Below are 21,098 nucleotides of genomic sequence, written 5' to 3'. Positions count from 1 at the left end.
ATTAGTCATACCATGGCTATGACCACGGCATGACAGTAAGTTAGAAGTTTTATACAACACCTTTGCAAATATTGCAAGTATAAAAATTATAGGTTTACCTTAAGCTTAACACTACCTTGATGACTTCTATAATGTTTATTTAGATAATAATTATAATCCAACAAAATAGTAGTATTTTTGATACTGCCTATAATACCCGTTCCTAAATTATAGGATGTTTTCGGTTGCTTCGGTATTAGATAATCATGTTTGAATGTATCATCAAATATTTTAACAACTCTATTTATTCTTTGGGTTTTCTCTTTAAAATTATGTTCTACCGCTCCTTGGAATGTTAGACCTAAATTATTAAATTTTAAAGCATCTTTTAAAGGTACTGTGACTTTAGTACCGACAATTCCGGACAATATATTATTCTCTTTCATTGTAAGAGCTATTTCTTGTACATTAATACCGGTTTCATGATATACCCCGTCTCGTGACTTCCCGTATCTTAAGCCTATATTCGGGGTAATAACGAGCTTGCTCTGCAAAAGATAATTATAATTCAGTAATGCTTCCGCATTATAACTATGATTACGATGTTTTACATTACTTCTAATTTTAGTATTACCATATGAATAAGTTGTTTTATCTTTAATAAAGTTTTTAGAAGCAGATACTAAAGCTTGTAGTGCAAAATTCTTCGGTAATTCTTTTTGTCCGTAAATAGAAACCACATGACTATTAATAAGTTCTTTATCATTATTTTTACTATTTTTAAATTTAAATACTGAATGAACATTACTATAAGCTATACCTACGATATTATTGTCGATTTCAGCATCGAACCCGATAGTAGCACCTTTGTTAGTACCTCTATAACCGGTCATATTGTCAACGCGTCCATGATTATTAGTGCCGTACATACCACGCATCCACAAACCTCTTTTTATATGAGACTCTTCTTCATCACCGGCTCCTACTGCTACCATATTATTAGACATATTCATAGATGTATCTAATCTGTTACGAATCATATTATTTACAATAGTATTAACAACTTTCGCTTGATTTAAAGTAGGAGCACTTTCTGAAATTTGCGTTTGCATTTCTTTTTTTGCTTCCTGTTCAAGAGGAATAGCCGTATCAACTTCCATTATTTTAAGATTACCCCCATCGGAATCGGATAATTGCCCTATTGTTTCTTCTTCCTCTTCAAACCCTGAATCATAACTTTCTTCATCTTCACTACCATCGCCTAATGCTAAACATTCCTTTTCTCTATCGTCACTTAATGCTAATGCACACTCATTACTTGATGCAAGTGCAGGTAATGAAGATAATTGTCTACTTACTTCTGTGTCTTCTTGTTCTTCATCTCCTGCAGGTAAGGTAGATTCTGATTTACCATCCGACACTAACATTTCTTGTAACAATGATTGAGCAAGAATATCTGCAGCTTCTTCGCCTGTATACTTCTCTAGAAGTAACGAATAAATTTTTTCATCATGTTCTTGTAATCGTGCATTTATTGCCAAAAGCATTTTTTCATCTAATTCCTCTACATCCTGTATACGATTACTTATATAAGCCATTGCTTCTTTAATATGATTAAGTTCCTCACTTACAGAACTTGAGCCAGGCAATTCTTCTATTTTTTGTATTTTACTGCTTAATACTCTTATATAGGTATCTACATAATCTTTATCAATTTCTATAGTTAGAGTATCTACCGGAGTTACAACATCACGACTACTCAAATCATCACCATTAGATAAGCTGTTTATGCCACCAACTGAAGATGAACATGAAAATACTGGCTTACTCTCATTTACCTTAGGTTTAGATTCAGTATCTAGATGCTTTATCTCCCCTTCTAACCAAATCTTTTCTTTTGATATCTCAAATACTTCGAGCCTTAACTTCTTAAATTCTGGATCATCGTGATTTAAAGTATCTAACTCCAATTCCTTAGCTTTATAATCATTGGCTATTTTTTCATGTTTAGATTTTAATTCCCCTAATTTCATAACATTAGAATTGTTTAAATCCTCTAAGCCACTAACCGAAGGTGAACAGTATAGATTTGATTCTGCATCACTAAGTAAACTGCTTATGTCACCAATTGAATAGGAACGTGATATTGATACATCTGTGCTTGAATACTCTTTATTTAAAGAAAATGTTGCTTCTCTGGTTTTCCTTTTTTCTTTTAATTGTGATTCTTTTGAAGATAAGTCTCGTGCTTCTATAGCTAACCGCTTAAATTCTAGGTTTTCTGGATCTTGATATTGATTCAATTTGGCAATAGCTTGCTTTTCCTTAACTATTCTAGCTTCCTCTACTTTTAATAGTTTATCTTCTAAATCCAAATAATCTAATTTCTTGTCAAGCTGGGCACTTCTGAATAATGGTATAGGTAATTTTCGTTTACTAGTATTCTTGTAACTTATAGATGGCTTGGGTTGCTCTATTGTTTCTGATGCTAAATTCTCATAACTAACCGACTCATATATAGTAGATAAATTAGATAATGACTGTGTACCTTTTTTAATAGTACTATCAACCAAATTTAGTCTACCTTGTGATCTATCAAGTAAAGCTTCAGCTTCTTTTAGTACCTCAGGGGGAGCAGTATTATATAAGTGTTTATTTGCTCTGCTTTTAATAGCATCCAACTTTTTTTCTGCTTTTGCATTATATGCTTTTATATCTTCCGGTTTGCGTATTAATACCTGCTGTAATTCTTGAGAGATTTTAATTGTTTCTTGGTAACCATTTTCTATTTCCTGTAAAGCTAAATCAAGTGATTTTTTTTGTGAAGGACTGGTGGTTTGCAGTATTGCGGTTCTCTTTGCATCTAAAAGGCTTACAAGCTGAGTTGCCTTTTTTGTGAATCCACTAACTACACTTAAACTAGACTCCTTATGATTCTCATTTCCCCAAGCATGGCCAAATCCTCCCTCTTGATCTACTGTTCTTTGCTTTGAGGTTTCTCCATCTCTTTTACTTTTTCTGTTCTCTGCATCATTTGTTTGCAAAATTGACCCTACCTTTGATACAGCTCTCTTTATTATATTACCTTGTTTTTTCTTACTAGAAACTAAATAGGTACTTTCTTCAGTTAAAGTTTCTTGAGGTGCATTTGTATTCATTCTTTGGTTATACGCTGCATCCCAACTCGCTGATAGTTGATCGAAATCATAGGCTGACGACAAATTTTGACTTTCCAAACTCCTAAAGGCTGAATCAAAACGTTCTTCTTGTGAATGTAAATCTAGCCCTAGATCATTCTGCACACCTAAAGTTTCGGTACGCATTTTTTCTGATTGCAGTTGTTGTATCTCCGGAATACTTCCACTTACATTATTTTTCCTCGATGAGTCACTTTTAGCTGAAGACGAGCGTGATAATACTGGAGTACCGCTTTTTCTTGACTTCTCTTCATGCTCTGCAAATGAACCATTCACATTAGCAGCTTGCGTATACGGCATATTTCCCCAACCTGAATAAAATCCGACATCTTCATCTATTTCTTTACCTAAAGTGCCGCTTGATAAGTTCCCCAAGCCTGAATCCATACTTTTAGGGTCCTCTATTTCTTGACTCGGCAATATTACTGTATAAGGTTGCTGCTGAACTTTTATTGGCACTAAGTACCCCTCTTCATCCTCTGGTTGTTCACCTAAAATTCTCTGAACCCCATGACTTAATGGTATGGTTGGCTTTGCTTTTGGCGGCTGCTTATAAGTAGAACCGGTAGAACTATTATAAACAGCAGGAGTTTGTTCAGAATAACCATTCATTTTATCTTGCATGGCTCGTAATGCCGTTCTACTTGTTTCTTTTTTCGCACTAGCAGCTACTTCTTTAGCTTTATCTGCTGCCGTTTTTATAGCTTTTTCTTGTTTCTTTATTTCTGATAACTGCTTTTGTTCTTCTTGTTTTTTCTTTTCTCTTTCTGTTCTTTGCTTATCCTTTGCTTGTCGCTGCTTTTTTGTTTTTTCTGCAGCAATATGTTGTTGATTTTGTACTAATACACCTTGCTGAGCCTCATTAATTCTTGCTTGCTGTACTTGAAACGCACTAACTTTGGTTGACGCCGTTGTAACCGGAACTGTTTCCTGCGATTTTATCGAAACTTTATTTGCTGGAATATCTATTTTTTCTATTTTCTGAAATAATCTATTTGCTTCATTGTTTTTACTTGTTAACTCTTTTTCAAGTTTCTTTATTTTATTTTTATTTTCACCTATTTTGATTTTTGTTTCTATCTCTTCAGCTCTTGACTTGAGTGCTTCTATTGTTTTTTGTGCTGAAGTTAGCTGCGTATACAACTTCTGCAATGGTTTTTTATTTTTTTTACCTGTGGTATCTTTAATAGCCTGTGTTACTTCAGCTAACTTGATTCCTATCATCGCATTAACTCGTGATATATTACTTACCATTCCTGCTGCAATTTCAGTACTGCTTTTTTTCATAGGCAACGGAAATGTCGACTTCAGATGAACTTCTGGTTTAACTTGTGAGCTAGATTGCACTGTCTGTTGTTGCGGGTCGCTACTGCTAAACGATAATCTTCGTGCTGCCTTTGAGTTTGTGTTTATGTTTGGTGGTATATTAGCTCCTAAACTATCATTTGGTTTAGAATCTGGAGTAGGCTGATACGGAGTCGCCGGTGTTGATGATGGAGTACCAGGTGCCGTAGTATAATGTTCAGGTGATGTCAGGATAGTATTTGATGTATTAGGTGCAGTGACAAAACTATTTGAAGCTGGGCTAACAGTAGACGAAGACGCTGTTATTATAATCTCTGGTTTTTGAGGCATTTGTTCTGTCAGTTCAGGAGTATAAGTATTTTGACTTTGTTCTGTTTTTTCAGTGCCTACAAATGTTTTGCGTCTAGTAATTGGTCGTACTTTTCTTGCTTTTCCGACATCAGACTTACTATATGCTACCACTTTATAATGATCCTCTACAGGAACATCTTTTAATGGATTAGATGCCTTAGGTTTGTTAGATATTTTCATTTCTCTTATTTCAGATGGAGTATATGTGTTTATTTCCGGTTCCGGTACAATTACTGTTCCTATCTGCTGCGAGGTACTTGTCGTATCTTTGCTTCCATTTAATTGTGACAAGTTATTCAACAATTTATTACTGAGATCGGTACGAAATGCTTCTTTACTCATCGCCATACCCTCAAAAGGTATTGCAATTATTGCTCCTACTGAAATAGAGGTAAGCAGAGAATATTTTAAAAATCTTGACTTTTTTAGTAAATGTTGTTCTGTTAACTTATTCATTACAAATATCTCAATTTAAATTAAAATTTTATACATAAACCTTGGATATTTTAACAAATAAGTTAATAAAAAGCAATATATAAGTTAATTTATCTTAACTTATAATTACAAGAGAATTTTGTTCTAATTATTGAAAATATAACAGATATGACGTATAATGTATTTATAACTTTTGATAGAAAATACTACAATATTTTAAAATAACTTTGGAAACGGAGTATAATAATTTAAATATTTGGTATTTTGTTAGTTTTATTTACGGTATTATTGTTTATTTTCGCTTGATTTTGAGCTTTTATTTACAACAATTTTTTCATTTTTTGTGTTTTTTAATATTAACCTTTACTAGAAATTCTAATATATTTTTACAGTTTATTTACTGAATGATTATTGCTTTTATTTTTGGCATATTCATCTCTAAATATTGTGTGACAAATTTACATAGCGAAATGCTTTATAAAGCTATCATCACTAAAATTAGCGGTAAAATAGAATCTATAAAACCGACTATTATAGGAGGATAAGTAGTATTAAGTCGCATAAAGATAGAAAAAATTAATCGTAACTTACAAAAAGTTAAAATTAGTATACCGAAAAAATATATACAAGAAATTAGGGTAAATAACTGAATTACTTTGCTTGCTAAGCTCTATAAGCCGCAAAATAGTATACTACCAGGGGATTATGATTTTGGTTTTTACGCTTATCTATCAGATATTGAAGCAAACGGCTATGCGATGTCTGAGCCGCAAATTATAGAACGTAATGAAACAAATTTTGATAGTTTTATTTATAGAGTGCGTTCCTATATTTATAATAATTTAATAGAAAAGCTAGGAAAAGATAAAGGGAATTTTGCAGCTGCAATATTACTTGGCGAGACGAAAGGTTTAAACAGACAAATAATGCAGGATATGAGGCAAAGCGGTATATCACACGTGCTTTGTGTTTCAGGATTGCATCTATCTTTAGTCGTGATGATTATTTTCCTTACTACAAGCCCGAATATATTTTTCATCCGAGTTTCCAATTATCTTTTATCGCCGTATTATCGCTTGTTGCCGGTTATATGAATTTTACTTAAAGAATTCACGGTTACTTGGAGAAAAGAAAGGCATTTTTGGAGCAGTAAAATTTCATACAGCCTCAAATATTTATTCAAGCTTCTTAGCAAGCATTATAACGGCACCTGTAGTAATTAATCAATTCTTTATATTTGCTACTTACTCAGTACCAGCTAACCTCATTGTCGTTCCGATAACGTCATTTTTTCTTATGCCGCTTGCTTTGTTATCTCTGCCTTTTACCATGATCGGGTTTGATAACTATATCCTAAAGCTTATGGGATTCTTTATTGATATAATAATAAAATCAGCCACCTATTTTAATAGTTTACCGGCTGCTGTATTGTATTTCGGTTATATTACCAATTTCAGCATATTACTCCTTTTATTCGGCTTTTTTTGGATTTGTATATAGAAAACTGCTTAGCGTTTGCTTGGTCTTGCAATCATGGCAATATCTTTTATATTTATGTTCTACTCCCCAAAGCCGGAATTAATATTTGATGCAAATCATATGGCGGTAGGCGTTAAAGATAGAGAAAATAAACTAGTAATACATGCTGATAAAATACCTGTTTTCAATAGAACTTACTGGGCTAATTGGTTTGGACAAAAAGATAGTATGGTGTTACTTTTAGAGAATAATATTTTTTAACCAACTACGGACAAAAAATTGTCATTAATAAAGATAATCATTGTGAGAAAGCCGAAATTCATATTAATCTCAATTATAAATCTAAATGCCGCAGGAGCTTAATAAAGATTAATAAAGATTTTTTTAAAAAAAGCCCTGTTATACTTATCTTTTGCAATAAAAAGGAATGTACGGTAAACTTAGTAGTACCGGACTGTTTTTGTTCTATGTCATTTCCACTTGGCATTGTTGCGTGGATAGGCTATCAGTCATTGCGAGGAAAAACTGTAAGTTTTGACGAAACAATCCAGTAAAAATGCTAGTTTTTAACATTTTTTTATTATTTTTCTGGATTGCCACGCTCCTTACAGTCGCTTGCAATGACGACTCAGTATCCACACAACAATGCCAAGTGGAAATGACATAAACAAGCCATATAACAAGGTCCAGCTTTTAGCTAGGATGACATCAAAATCTTTTTAAAAACTATCCGATACTTTAGGTAAAATCGAATAATGCAAGTTACACACAAAATACTAAAAATCCCCTCAAAAGGATATAAAAAAATCTTGAGTCTCTTAAATGAAAAAGGACAAGCAAGACTTATAGGCGGCTGCGTACGTGATGCGTTACTAGATCTCTTGCATAACAAAGCTAATAAAGAGGGATTTGAAGGAGACACGGAACGCAGAATCGCAGTGTATATAAACGTACGTGACGATTCGAGTACCGGATCGACGTACAAATTACCTTTAGAAGCAAGTTATCCAAGAGATCGACTTGAGAAAGGTAGCTACGATATAGATATAGCTACTAATTTGACACCTAGTGAAGTAACAAATATTTTATCTGAAGCTAAAATAAAAACTATTCCGACCGGTTTAAAATTCGGCACGATTACTGCTACTTTAAATAATGAAAAATTTGAGATCACGACTCTTAGGAAAGATATTGAATGTAACGGCAGACATGCCAAAGTAATATTCACTAACGATTTTGCCGAAGATGCCGCAAGACGAGATTTTACTATTAATGCTTTAAGCTATTGTCCCTTTAAGAACAAGATATATGATTATTTTGAAGGGTTTAAGGATTTGCAGCAGGAAAAGGTTGTATTTATAGGGGAAGCTCTAGATAGAATTAAAGAAGATTATTTGCGAATTCTACGCTTTTTTCGTTTTTCTAGCTATTATGCGAATCAGCTTGATGATGGCAACTTTAAAGCATGTAAAGCTTTAAAAGACGGCTTAAAAACTTTATCACGAGAGCGAATTAAAAGCGAAATGGATAAAATTATTGTTTCAAAAAGAGCAGCACAAATTTTAAAAGCTATGTTTGAAATAGGAATATTAGAACTAATATTCTCTATCCAAAATTATGAAATAAAATTTTTTGAGCAGGCAAATAATTTTAAATTAGAATTAGTTACTCGATATGCACTCTTATTATATTGTCAAAAAGATTTTAATTTAAAGGTCTTTCTAAATTGGAAATTCTCAAAACATGAAACAATGCAAATATTATCAATAACGAACTTTCTGAATGACGCTAAATTTAACATGAAAAAAATTTGGTTTGAAAAAAAGAATTATAAGGAATATTTATTAGCAGCTAGCATAATCGGTAAATTAAATCATTCACAAGTAAAAGAATTTATCCTTAAATATGATGCGTTATTACGTCCTAAATTCCAAGTAAACGGTAATGATTTGTTAAATATGAATATAGAAAAAAAAGAGATAGGAGCAAAACTAGAATATCTAAAAAATTTTTGGATAGAGCAGGATTTTAAACCTAGTAAATTAGAGTTGTTGGAGAAATTATGAGAGCTAGTACGTCAAACCGTCATTGCGAGGAAAAATTGAAAATTTTGACGAAGCAATCTCGTGCCAAAATCCTGAGATTGCCACGCTCCTTCCAGTCGCTAGCAATGACGATTTGGTATCAACGTAAGCAAGCCTTCGCAGGGATGACATACCTAGCATTACTATTCCTTACATTCCTCAGCCTTACTAGCTATGCTAAGCCTAAGATAGTTGTAAGTATTACGCCAATCGGTAGTATTGTTTCGATGCTTGTTAAGGATAAAGCGGATATCGAGAGCTTAGCTATTAGTAGTGACTGTCCACATCATTATAATTTAAAACCTAGTGATTTAGTAAAAGTCAAAAATTCCGATATAGCAATTTATATTAATGAACAATTTGACGGTTTTGCCGAGAAATTAATTGATAATCATAGCAAAAACATTATAAGAATCAGTGATATTAAATCTTTAACCACTATAAAAGATAATTGGCATATTTGGCTTGATCTTAATAATGCTGTGATTTTACTACAGGAATTTGCACGAATATTTAGTGAAAATTTTCCTGAGGTACAAGAAGATATTAATAATAACCTTTCAACAGCACTTAAAGAATTAAATAAGCTACAAGAGATTAAAAATAATGAGCTTGCAACGATAAAAGACGTAACTTTATTAAGTGACAGTAGCGAGTATTTTTTTCTTAATACTAATATTAAAACTGCAAAATTATATAGCGAAAGTCAAAAAAGCCTCCGATATATAAGCAAGCTAGAAGATTTAATTAAAGAGTCTAATAACAAATGTCTTGTTTTAAGTAATGAACAAAATTCACGATTATACGACAAATTAAACGCTAAAATAATAATATTAAATAGCGAAAACTGGAATGTGCAGAATATAGGTTCCAACACTTTTCAGAATCAATATTTACAAATGATTTATCAAGTTAAAAAATGCATACACTAAATAGCGAAGAAGAGACAAAGAAGCTTGCAAAGCTTTTAGCACAAAGCTTAAAACCAAATGATATAGTTTTACTTAACGGTGACCTTGGAGCAGGTAAAACATTTTTTTGTCGTGAAATTATTAAATATTTTTGCGGTGAAAATACAAGCATTATAAGCCCGACTTTTAACTTACTGCAAACGTATAAAGCATCTAACTTCACTATATATCACTATGACCTGTATCGTCTTAAATCACCTGAAGAAATTTATGAACTTGGATTTGAAGAGGCATTAAACGGCAATTTAATTTTAATAGAATGGTCTGAAATTATTAAGCATTTACTTACTCCGCCTTTAATCGAAGTAAATCTAGAAGTATTAGATAATAATAAACGTTTATGTAGTATAATAACAAATCATAAAGAAAATTCACAAGAATCTTCCCTTATTGATTTTTTACAAGATTCTCCGCTATTCGATACAAAACTTGATATTCAAAGAGATAAAAGCCCTACTAGAAAAGTTAAGTTATAATTATGAACTATTTAATTTTTCTTTTAAATAATTTATAAACTTCTCCATCATTTCTTTTTCCTATAAGAAAGATATTTAATATCTTATTTAAAAAATCCTTACTCTCTTCCTCTGATAAAAAACCGCTTTTACTCGCATTTTTTGCTTGCATTGCCCAATACATATCTTCAAGCTGATTAAATTTCTCATATTCTTCATGTGATATAAGAACAACTATGGGCTTACCGTATTTATAATTACCGGTGATTTTACTGCTTGATTCATCAACTCCCCAAAATGATTTTGAGCTTCTTTACTACTAATACTTTTCATATTGTTACTTTATTTAGTTTGTATAATTATTATATTAGCTATGATAAGTTATTATCAATATGATAACTACTAATTATTAATATCTAACTAATCAATTGTCATGTAATAAAAACGCCTTTTCAATAGGAAGTAATTTTAATTCCGGTAACATCGGCATAATTAAATCTATTCCGGCTTTTTCGTTAATATTACCGTGTACCAATATATAAAAGAACCATTTTGAACTTTTTCGCCTTTAGCAAGCCATGCATTACTCCCAAGCGGAATAAATCCCAAATCTTTTAGTTTTTCTATTAATGTTTGATCGGAAACTAATCCAGGAAAACGAAAGAAAGGTGACGAAGCAATATTATAACTTACTAATATCTTTCCTGCTTCTAATACTTCATTTTCAAAATCATCTTTATTGGAAAGAAGGAAATTATCTTCAAGAGGCTTATCTTTAAAATAAGGATGACTAAATGAATGATTAACCCATGTTATTTGTAAATAACCGTTTTCTTGTTGTTTTAATAACCATAAGAATTCTTCTGTATGCTCATTAATCCATAATCCTGAAACACATATAACAATCGGAATAGGTTTATTTAGTTTATTCTACGAGCTTTTTAAAAAAATCTTCTTCAAAGCTTTTGGAAGAAGGACACATGTCAATTGTCAAGAACTGTCCTTTTACTTTATATATGCTACTCGTAACACCATAATTTTGTTGTACATAAGGTGCAGAGCTATATTTATTTAAAACTTTAATATACGGAGTTTTACTTAATTTTTTTAGAAGATTTTCTTTTCTATTTTATTCGTAGGTAAAATTACCAGCTCTTATAGGGTTATTTCAGTTTTAAAAGAATTCGGATCTACTAAAACGAAATATGATTTTTCATTATTTAAATAAGAACGAATAGCAATTCTTATTTTTTTATTTTCAGCAATTACAGACAAAAATACCGGTTTATAATCAGTTATAATTACTGCTTTTTCACTTGCATAGCTTAAACTAAAAAACAATATTACAAAAATAAAACTTAAAATTCTTTTAATTTATTCGTCTCCATAACGCTCGTATAAAATTCCGCAATTTTCTCTTTTACAGCTAGAGGATCATTCATTAAATTAACAGCACCTCTAAACTCTGCTGAATTCGGTAAACCACTACTATACCAGCCAATATGCTTACGTGCAATAGGTACGCGCCCACAGATTCACCATAATAATCAAGTATTGCCTCATAATGCTCGGTTCTAGCTGCTCTGCTATAGAGGGAGCAGATTTTTCTTCACCTGTTTTAAGATAATGATCAATTTGTGAAATAAGCCAAGGTTTGCCATATGCTCCTCTACCGACCATAATACCGTCTGCACCACCAGATTTTTGTTTGTAGGACTTCTTTTTGCCTTAGCAAAATTAGTAATATCATCGTTAGCAATAACCGGAATCTTTACCGATTCTTTAACTGATCGTATAAAATCCCAATCGGCATTACCGGAATAAAACTGGCATCTAGTTCTACCGTGAACGGTAACCATCTGAACACCTGAGCTTTCAGCAATTTTGGTTAAAGTCGGAGCATTTTTCGTATTATCATCCCAACCCATATACATTTTAACGGTTACTGACAGCTTAACCGCTTCAACGGTAGCTTCAAAAATTTTATAGCTGCTCATCCCTCATTAGAGCCGAGCCTGAATAACCGCCTACTACTTATTTTCACCGGACAGCCAAAATTAAGAAATAAACACTCATAATATCATAATTAAGTATTTTTGTCTAATATTACTAATTAAGAATAGACAAAAGCCGATTAATATATTATAAGCTTAAGTTATATTTCTTTTTCTTACACCCTAATAAATGAAAAAATAGCATAGACGAAGATCAACTTGGAAAAGAGCAAGGAGTCTGTAAGCCGAGGAGCGGAGCGTATACTAAATAAGTGAACATCTGAAGACTTACAAAGACGACGAAGCCAATTTTTCAAGTTCATCGAGTATATACGGCCACGTAGCTCAGTCGGTAGAGCAAAGGACTGAAAATCCTTGTGTCGTTGGTTCAATTCCAACCGTGGCCACCACCACCATTCCTTACTTTAAATCCCGTTGTTTTATAATTTCTATTGCATCTGTAAACTTATTTTTGTAATTTTAATTAACTTTAGGTTAATAAGGATAAATTATGTTTATACGTATAAAAAAATTTTTGGGATACATAAAAGAATCAACACCTGAAGAATCAGATGAAATATTATATAATCAACTAATATCTTTACTAGAAATGGTAATACAGCCTTAATTTTAGCTGCTGATGCAGGTTTATAAGAAGCTTGTTTAAAACTTATTCCCAAGATGTCTGACAAGGGGCTATTAATACAATCGAGAATATACGTGGTCAACTTTTAAACAACAATTAGCTAAAATAAATTCTATTCTTAATTCCCTATTTATACCATTTGGATAAATTTCACGTAATAAGTCTTTGTCTTTAATAAAAAAATCTAGATATGGCTCAATAATGGCTATTCTTTCTTCTACTGTTTTAGTGTTCATAACGGCCTAGTTCTTCTTAGTTAAACTTAAATGATTCAAGTTTGATCACCAAGAAGCTAAGTAAAGGCCGATTGGTGATCAGGGAGCAACAAGAACAGCTGAGTAGTTTTTAGGCTTAAAGTTAATACTCTAAGCCCTGAATATGACTACTATCTCCCCGATCGTAAAATATTGAGGAATAAACCAATTTAACGGTGATTTTACCACCTGTTGATGGAGGTTTCTATACTCCAGGACAACCTTAGCTGTTCCAAGATAATTCTAAGCAAAACTTTAAACAAGTCAATATGATTATTGATTTCAAAAATTGGTATTGGTCGCATGACTCGTTTTATGTCATTTCCGCGAAAGCGGGAATGACATCGAACGGGTTTTTTGAGCCATGCAACAAAGCTTACAGTCGTTTGCAATGACGATATCATTCTTTACTTAGCAATACCTTTTATGTCACCTGTAAATTTTGTTGCATAATAAAACTATCACTTATATACTGTCGCTAATGATTAATTTGCTTAAAGTTATATGGTAAGTAGTAATTTTTATAAAAATCTAGGGCCACGAAAACTGGCGGCAATTATAGATTTTTTACACGATATTATAGAACCTCCTAAGATTCATGAAGATATAGCTATTCATGATATTAAAATTCTGCAGGAAGCATCACCAAATGATATTAGCTTTTTAAGCAATCCTAAATACTCTGAATTTTTAAAAACTACCAAAGCTGCTGCTTGTATAGTGCCAAAAAATTTTACGGGAGAAGCAAATCCAAATACTGTTTTATTACACGCCCAGAACTCATATTTTGCTTACGGCAAATTAATAGATTTTTTTTATGCTCCTATTAAATCATACCCTGCTAAAATAATGAAATCCGCTATTGTTGCAGATTCAGCGACTATCGGAAAAAATTGTTATATAGGTCACAATGTAGTTATTGAAGATGATGTTATTATAGGTGATAATAGTATTATAGAAGCCGGAAGTTTTATAGGTAGAGGCGTAAATATCGGTAGAAACGCTAGAATAGAACAACATGTTTCAATAAATTATGCAATTATAGGCGACGACGTCGTAATACTTGCAGGTGCAAAAATTGGACAGGACGGGTTTGGATTTTCTACCGAAAAAGGCGTACATCACAAAATATTTCATATAGGAATAGTTAAAATCGGCAATAATGTTGAAATCGGTGCAAACACTACTATTGATAGAGGATCACTTCAAGATACAATTATAAAAGATTTATGCCGCATAGATAATTTAGTACAAATAGGGCATGGCGTCAAAATAGGTAAAGGCTCTATTATCGTAGCACAGACAGGTATAGCAGGAAGTAGCACGATCGGTAAATATTGTGCTCTTGGAGGACAAGTAGGAATCGCCGGACATCTAAATATAGGCGACGGGACACAGGTAGCGGCACAAGGCGGTGTAGCACAAAATATAGAAGCAGGTAAAATTGTCGGCGGCAGCCCTGCAGTTCCTATCATGGATTGGCATAGACAATCTATTATTATGAAACAATTACTAAAGACCTCTAATAGCAAATTAAAAAAGTAGCTTACTATTGAAAAGAGCTTTGTTGTTGCATGAATACCTGAATCGTCATTGTGAGCAACCATAGGCTACGTGGCAATCCAAAAAAATTAGCAAAAAGTGCTGATTTTAGTACTTTTTACTAGATTGCTTCGTCAATTATTTCATAAATTCCTCGCAATGATGGAAAATTTACATTAAAGAAGAGACCTAAATAAATGATCATAGATATTACCGAAATCATGGATTGGATACCTCATCGCTATCCATTTTTATTAGTAGATAGAGTACTTAAAATTGATCCTAACAAATCAATAACAGGTATTAAAAACGTTACTGTTAACGAACCACAATTTACAGGACATTTTCCGGCAAGACCTGTTATGCCCGGTGTTCTAATGGTTGAGGCTATGGCACAATTAGCTGCTATATTAGTTGCTAAATCTTTAGATTCTACTAATAATAAAGAAGTGTTTTTAATGGTTATCGAAAATACAAAATTTCGTAGAATTGTTCAGCCGGGGGATACTATGCATATCCACGCTATTATTGATCAGCAAAGAGCTAACGTATGGAAATTTTCAAGTACAGTTACGGTCGAAGGTGAAATAGCTGCAGAAAGTAAGTTTACCGCAATGATTAAAGATAAAGCATAGGAACATAGTGTCAAATTCTAATATCCATACTACAGCTGTAATTGCAGAAGGTGCAAAGCTCGGTAAAAAGGTAAAAATTGGACCGTATTCTATTATAGGTCCTGAAGTTGTGCTTCATGACAATGTCGAGCTAAAATCCCATGTAGTAATTGAAGGGATTACCGAAATCGGCGAAAATACCGTAATCTATCCTTTTGCATCAATAGGTCAACCTCCACAAATCTTAAAATATGTTAATGAGCGATCAAGCACGATAATCGGCTCTAATAATACTATTAGAGAATATGTTACGGTACAAGCAGGAAGCCAAGGCGGCGGAATGGTGACAAGAGTAGGAAATAATAATTTATTTATGGTCGGCGTCCATATAGGTCATGATTGTAAAATCGGCAATAATGTAGTATTTGCTAATTATGTAAGCCTAGCAGGTCATATTGGGGTAGGTGATTATGCAATAATCGGCGGGCTGTCTGCCGTACATCAATATGCTAGAATCGGTGAATATTCGATGATCGGCGGGCTATCGCCGGTCGGAGCAGATGTAATACCGTTTGGGCTTGTAAGTAGCAAACGTGCGGTGCTTGAGGGCTTAAATCTAATCGGTATGAATAGAAAAGGGTTTGACAAAGTAAAGTCTTTAAGTGCTTTAAAAGCTATCGAAGAAATCTTCTCAGGTGAAGGTAATTTTGCTGAGCGTATAAAACAAGTTGCCGAGAAATATAACAATAATTCTATAGTAATACAAATTATCGATTTTCTTAATCAAGATAGCAGTAGAGCATTTTGTCGTTTTGAGAAGTAAATTTATTTAACTAACGATATTGTAACACTTATGTGTTACAATTAAATATTATAAGAAAGTATTACGAAATCCTGATACCGACTTATGGTTAAAACACAATGAAGAAAGTTGGTTAGATGAATGGAAATAATATTAAAAAAAGATATATTGTTGTTTGGTTGTAATATCTGGAGATTATGGTAAACCTCGCCCCACTGTTGTTGTTCAATCTAATTTATATAAAAATCATCCCAGTATAAAACAGTTTGCCCTCTAACAACGGATTTATTAGACTCATATTATGGTTGATAAAATTCAAAAAAATATTGTCACCTGAACAACTAGAAGAGTTAATTGAAGCTATTAAATTATGGATGAACTAGCCACTAATTTCTCATTTTTTCTTGCAAAGAGTTTTGGCGTAAACAAGTTTTCAAGCTCTTAAAATCAACTATTTCTGCATTTTGATTTTGCTGGCTACATGCAAAAATATATTTCTGCTCTCCTTTAACTTTTTGAATACATTGTCCGCAAATTCCTTTCATCATACATTGCATCGATGAATTAACACTAACTATTATTTTTGTATTTTCACTGAATATTTCATTTTTTAGACTTTGCAATTCCTCTATTATTTCAGGAGAAGCATTAATTATTACTATATCCACTGAAACTAATTTACGGATTTTTATATCAGGATAGGTAACAAATATAACTTCATTATTGTTTTCTTTTAGAACTTTTAATAAGCCTATATTACCGGCTTTGAAATCAACAATAACTATTTTTTTATTTTGAGGTATTTCTAGCGGCGAACCTGTCGGTCCCATTAAAACTACTTTCTCATTTTCGGATAATGTTTTACATAAGCTAGTAGATTTACCGACTTCAAAAACTATAAAGCTAATTAAGCCTTTTTCTACATCAATATCGATAGGGCTTAAGGCTACAGGCTCTATTAACTTAGCAGCATCTTCAGAATAATTTTGTAAGCGAAAAAACTGTCCGAACTTAAAATTTTTAGCAGCAAGCGGCGAATGAATTATCAACTCAAAAGTTTTATCATCTAAAATATTTATTTTATTAACCCTAGAAGTCAGCAAATAATCAAGCTGCGTACAAAAATCTTTATAACTACCTTTAAAGCTAGGATTATTATTTATAAGCCTTTTGTTAATAGCGTCGTACCCTTCTTTGGTACTAGCAAGAGCCTTCACTACACTACTCGAATATTTAGGATTACAATCACCGAAATAACTATATTTATCCTCATCGAATTGAGTGTTATTTTCTATGCCGATTGCCATAATCACGGTTTTGGTTTTGATGTCATTGCGAGGAAATGCGTAGCATTGACGCGGCAATCTTGTTAATCTAAACTCCTGAGATTGCCACGCAGTCTTTGACTGCTCGCAATGACGGTTTCGATTCTCAAACTCCACAGATTCCACATGACCGTATTTATCAACATTAACCCTTAAAGGTTGCATATTTTCCTTAAAATCAACACCGAGTGCTAATGCATATATTAGCTCCTCGTGATTTAACTTATATGCCGGCGAATCTTGCAATCTTCCACGATAGTAGATAGTAGCACCCCCAAGCTTATTAAAAACCTTTCTTAATTCTTCATTATTCTTAGCTTCTTTAAACAATTTTGCATGAGCAATAAATTCTTTAGCTATTTCTTTATCTTCCTCTGTTAAATCTTTTTCTATATAATCTTCGGCAAATTCCTCTACTTGTTTTTTATAGTAATATAAACTTTCCGTTGCTACGTCTAAGGAAGTAAGACCGCCGCCTATTACCGCAATCGGCATCCTAATTACCATACTAGTATTAGAATTTTTCAAAAATGCCCCTCCGCTTTGCAAAGTCATTAAGAAATCAGAAGCCGTTTTTACGCCCTTAGCTTTAAAATTTTCTATATCTAAAACTTTCGGCTGACCTGCTCCAATGCAAAAAGCTATATAGTCAAAACCCAAATCGAAAGCTTGTTCTTTCGTTATATTAAAATCTAAAGCTACTCCGTCATAATATTTGAAATTATTATTTCTCTCTAATATTAGCCGCAATATATCGAGATTGTTTTTATCCCACCGAATGGTAATCCCATATTCCGCTACTCCTCCAAATCCTCTTGGCATTCTTTCCGATAACAAATTTTTATATTCATGCCAAAATTTTATAGGCTTATGAACGTCAAAAGGCAGTAGAGTAATTTTTAAACCGTCAATAGCCACAACATTATGACCTGACCGTAATAAATAATAGCTAAGACTAAAACCTGCAGGACCAAGACCGGTAACTAAAATATTATAATTAGTAGGTTCTTTCGGAAGCGGTGCATAAATATTAAGCGGATTCCAACGAGTAAGCAGTAAATATATCTCTAAGCCGTAAGGTAATTTAAGCGTTTCTTCTAAAATATTTGATTCTATTAATGGGATATTTACTGGGTCTTGCTTTTGGTAAATACAAGCTTTTGAGCAATCATTACAAATCCTATGACCTGTTGCTGCAACCATTGGATTATCAATAACTATAATAGCAAGAGCACCTAGGTTAAAACCTTGTGCCTTAACATAGTTCATTTCAGAAATTTTTTGTTTTAACGGGCAGCCTTGTTTTAAATCCGTCATTGCGAGCGACTGCAAGGAGCGCGGCAATCTCATCAAATCTCCTGAGATTGCCACGTCGCTTCGCTCTTCCTCACAATTACGATTCTGAGGTTGCAGTAATCCCTTAGAACAGCTATCCTTATCCTGCTTATGGCAATAAATACAATAATGAGAATGGTTTAAAGCTTCATCTAGATTTAAAAAAGAATCTGTATAGTCAAAATCTACTCTCTCATTTTTTTGATATTTTAATATTTTTTTATCGTCTATTAGATTTTCTTTATCTAGTTTTTGTGGGAGGTTGAATAGGGTATCATCCTGTGGCTTGATACCCTCACACGAATAAACCCTATACGCAGCATACCTAGCTGCTATGTCTAATTCTTCTGCAAAATTTTCTTCTGCCTGTTGCCATATAATTATTTGTTTGGCAAATTCTCTAGAAGTAAAATTCGCACCTATTAAATCAGTTAGCTTTAAATACACATCTTCAAAATCAATATCTTTTATTTTTTCTGGTGGATATTTCTTTACGGCAACACGTTGAACAAATTTTCTTTTACATTCATAAATAATATCAAAATCTTTATGTTTTAACCTTGATATCGTTATTTCTTTTGAAATACAAAATAACTCTGCTAAAAAATCGTCTAAATGAGGGGAAATTTTTAGCAAAAATTCGGAATAATCTTTTGGAATAATGGAGAGAGGAGTCGATCTAAATAACATTAAATCTTCATGCAAAGATCTATCGGCTTTAAAGAGATAATCTAAAAATATTTGATCTAATTTTTTAAGTCCGGTCAAATCTAATTCATTAAAATCTAGATTAAAACCAAGCTTCATAAATAATAAATAACTCTTTTAGAAAATTGTCTATAAATTAAATAACTGATACAAACAGTAATAAATGCAACTATAATAGACTTAACTATCAGCATCATATCCGGTAATGTTCCGTCAATCACCAACGCTTGTACGGGTCTTATAACTAAAAAGAACGGATTAAATTCAAAATATATCTTTTTAGACTCCGGAATTAGCGAATATGGATAAACTATCGGTATACTCCAATAAATAACTCCAAGAATAACACTCAACATTTGCGGAATATCTCGAATATACGGCGTTAAAAATGCTACTGCGATAGAACCGCTAATCACACATATTATTAAGGGCAAAATTAATATCGGCATAAATATTATTTGCCAAGAAAATTTTTCTGGAAATAATAAAATAAAAGCAAAATACATTGCCGAAAATGAGCAAATTAAAGTATATAATTGCCCTAAACTATCCGCAACAGGAAAAAAAGTCTTAGAAATTCTAACTTTTTTTATTATTTGATCACGTGTAACTAAAGAACTTGAACAAATCGTTAAGCTGCTTACTATAAAACTCCACAAAGGAATACCACCGACTAAGTTCATTACCATAAATTCTCTCGGCTGTCTTAATAAAAAACCGAAAAAATATGAAATTACCATTATGTGAATAAAAGGCTGAATTAAACTCCATAAAGAACCTAAAAAAGAATCTTTATTTTGCCTAATTATAGAAGTTTTAACTAGTAATGCTATTGCCCGCCAATATTTTTTAGAAAAAAAATACTTTATCATTTATGAATTTCCTTGTTGTTGGCTATAGATTTTAAACATTTCCGATGGTGTACCATCACCTATAATATTGCCGTCTTTTAATAAAATACATCTATTGCAATTATCTTTTATAATTTCTTCTTGATGGCTTACTATTATTGAAATAGGAGTATTTTTAAATTTATTCTTCATTAAACTAAGAGATTTTTCTATAAAATAGCTATCGCCTGCCGCAAAAACTTCATCAAGTAATAGAATCTGCGGATTTTGAAATATCGATACAGAAAAAGCAAGGCGTGATAACATACCGGAGCTATAAATTTTTATCGGTAAATCAATTTTACTACCAAGTTCTGAAAAATCTATAATTTCTTTTTCAATTTTCTTGCTATATTTATCTAGCATATTATTATATAGCATTAACATTTTTATATTTTCACGACCAGTTTGCTCAGGCTCAAAACCAACTCCCATATCTATAATTGCCGCAATATCTCCACGAACTTTGACTATACCGGATTTTAACGGATATATTCCGGCGATTAGCTTTAGAAGCGAACTTTTTCCTGAACCGTTGCTCCCTATAAAAGCTATTTTTTCTCCCTCATAACAAGAAAAATTAATATTGTTTAATATAGATATATTTGGAGAAAGAGAGACTCCTTTTTTCAAGAAGAAATGCTTTAAACCTTGAGCTCTTTTATGAGTATCAATACCTTCAACATAACCATTAGTTATCTCTATAAATACTTTTGGATGGCTAAGTGACAT

Annotated in this window: 12 protein-coding genes, 1 tRNA gene and 5 pseudogenes; 10 read left to right on the top strand and 8 right to left on the bottom strand. The window is 32.4% G+C overall.

What is annotated here, in order from left to right; all coding sequences use genetic code 11:
• Positions 1–86 precede the first annotated feature (86 nt).
• A complete protein-coding gene (locus AB4K15_RS01820) occupies positions 87–5,288 on the bottom strand; it encodes an autotransporter domain-containing protein (RefSeq protein WP_500224154.1) in 5,202 nt (1,733 codons plus the stop codon).
• A gap of 914 nt (positions 5,289–6,202) precedes the next feature.
• Here AB4K15_RS01820 and AB4K15_RS01815 point away from each other — a divergent pair.
• From AB4K15_RS01815 to tsaE, 5 genes and pseudogenes are all read left to right on the top strand, one after another.
• Positions 6,203–6,767 (top strand): annotated as a pseudogene (locus tag AB4K15_RS01815) (ComEC/Rec2 family competence protein).
• Between the two features lie 33 nt (positions 6,768–6,800).
• Positions 6,801–7,007: a hypothetical protein gene (locus AB4K15_RS01810; protein ID WP_032073742.1), complete on the top strand. Its 207-nt coding sequence runs from the start codon at positions 6,801–6,803 to the stop codon at positions 7,005–7,007.
• 494 nt (positions 7,008–7,501) lie between these two features.
• Complete coding sequence (locus AB4K15_RS01805; protein WP_032073741.1) at positions 7,502–8,812, top strand: palindromic element RPE1 domain-containing protein; 1,311 nt, start codon at positions 7,502–7,504, stop codon at positions 8,810–8,812.
• The gene (locus AB4K15_RS01800) at positions 8,809–9,762 is read left to right on the top strand and encodes a metal ABC transporter substrate-binding protein (RefSeq protein WP_032073740.1); all 954 of its coding nucleotides are present in this window, start codon (positions 8,809–8,811) and stop codon (positions 9,760–9,762) included. Before AB4K15_RS01805 ends, AB4K15_RS01800 begins: the two co-directional genes overlap by 4 nt.
• Positions 9,750–10,277: a tRNA (adenosine(37)-N6)-threonylcarbamoyltransferase complex ATPase subunit type 1 TsaE gene (gene tsaE, locus AB4K15_RS01795; RefSeq protein WP_004996990.1), complete on the top strand. Its 528-nt coding sequence runs from the start codon at positions 9,750–9,752 to the stop codon at positions 10,275–10,277. The genes AB4K15_RS01800 and tsaE overlap by 13 nt, the downstream gene beginning before the upstream one ends.
• A gap of 7 nt (positions 10,278–10,284) precedes the next feature.
• Here tsaE and AB4K15_RS01790 read toward each other — a convergent pair whose 3' ends face one another.
• The 3 genes and pseudogenes from AB4K15_RS01790 to AB4K15_RS01780 all read right to left on the bottom strand — a co-directional run.
• Entirely contained in the window at positions 10,285–10,428 is a 144-nt protein-coding gene (locus AB4K15_RS01790; protein ID WP_172795061.1) for a hypothetical protein, read from the bottom strand.
• A gap of 252 nt (positions 10,429–10,680) precedes the next feature.
• Positions 10,681–11,630 (bottom strand): annotated as a pseudogene (locus AB4K15_RS01785) (polysaccharide deacetylase family protein).
• A pseudogene (locus AB4K15_RS01780) lies at positions 11,615–12,318 on the bottom strand (tRNA-dihydrouridine synthase); the annotation flags it as partial. The pseudogenes AB4K15_RS01780 and AB4K15_RS01785, both read right to left, overlap by 16 nt.
• A gap of 266 nt (positions 12,319–12,584) precedes the next feature.
• Here AB4K15_RS01780 and AB4K15_RS01775 point away from each other — a divergent pair.
• Positions 12,585–12,660 (top strand) — tRNA-Phe (locus AB4K15_RS01775).
• Positions 12,661–12,949: 289 nt separating this feature from the next.
• On the opposite strand, the gene AB4K15_RS01770 is transcribed toward AB4K15_RS01775, so the two are convergent.
• Positions 12,950–13,132, bottom strand: a complete 183-nt coding sequence (locus AB4K15_RS01770) for a hypothetical protein (protein WP_084698765.1) — start codon at positions 13,130–13,132, stop codon at positions 12,950–12,952.
• 522 nt (positions 13,133–13,654) lie between these two features.
• On the opposite strand from AB4K15_RS01770, the gene lpxD reads away from it, so the two are divergent.
• The 4 genes and pseudogenes from lpxD to AB4K15_RS01750 all read left to right on the top strand — a co-directional run.
• Positions 13,655–14,695: a UDP-3-O-(3-hydroxymyristoyl)glucosamine N-acyltransferase gene (gene lpxD, locus AB4K15_RS01765; protein ID WP_032073739.1), complete on the top strand. Its 1,041-nt coding sequence runs from the start codon at positions 13,655–13,657 to the stop codon at positions 14,693–14,695.
• A gap of 194 nt (positions 14,696–14,889) precedes the next feature.
• Entirely contained in the window at positions 14,890–15,327 is a 438-nt protein-coding gene (gene fabZ, locus AB4K15_RS01760; protein WP_032073738.1) for a 3-hydroxyacyl-ACP dehydratase FabZ, read from the top strand.
• Positions 15,328–15,334: 7 nt separating this feature from the next.
• On the top strand, positions 15,335–16,129 hold the full coding sequence (gene lpxA, locus AB4K15_RS01755) for an acyl-ACP--UDP-N-acetylglucosamine O-acyltransferase (RefSeq protein WP_032073737.1): 795 nt from the start codon (positions 15,335–15,337) through the stop codon (positions 16,127–16,129).
• Positions 16,130–16,283: 154 nt separating this feature from the next.
• Positions 16,284–16,367: pseudogene (locus tag AB4K15_RS01750) on the top strand (type II toxin-antitoxin system PemK/MazF family toxin); the annotation flags it as partial.
• A 104-nt stretch (positions 16,368–16,471) separates the two neighbouring features.
• On the opposite strand, the pseudogene AB4K15_RS01745 reads toward AB4K15_RS01750, so the two are convergent.
• From AB4K15_RS01745 to AB4K15_RS01735, 3 genes and pseudogenes are all read right to left on the bottom strand, one after another.
• Positions 16,472–19,575, bottom strand: a pseudogene (locus AB4K15_RS01745) (FAD-dependent oxidoreductase).
• Positions 19,572–20,348: an ABC transporter permease gene (locus AB4K15_RS01740; protein WP_032073736.1), complete on the bottom strand. Its 777-nt coding sequence runs from the start codon at positions 20,346–20,348 to the stop codon at positions 19,572–19,574. Before AB4K15_RS01740 ends, AB4K15_RS01745 begins: the two are co-directional and overlap by 4 nt.
• Positions 20,349–21,098, bottom strand: coding sequence for an ABC transporter ATP-binding protein (locus AB4K15_RS01735; RefSeq protein ID WP_032073735.1), 750 nt, complete (start codon positions 21,096–21,098; stop codon positions 20,349–20,351). It abuts the gene before it with no gap.

This window comes from Rickettsia aeschlimannii, assembly GCF_047973405.1.
GTDB lineage: Bacteria > Pseudomonadota > Alphaproteobacteria > Rickettsiales > Rickettsiaceae > Rickettsia > Rickettsia rickettsii.
The sequence above is the reverse complement of the archived record's forward strand: the minus strand, read 5'-3'. Positions and strand labels throughout refer to the sequence as shown.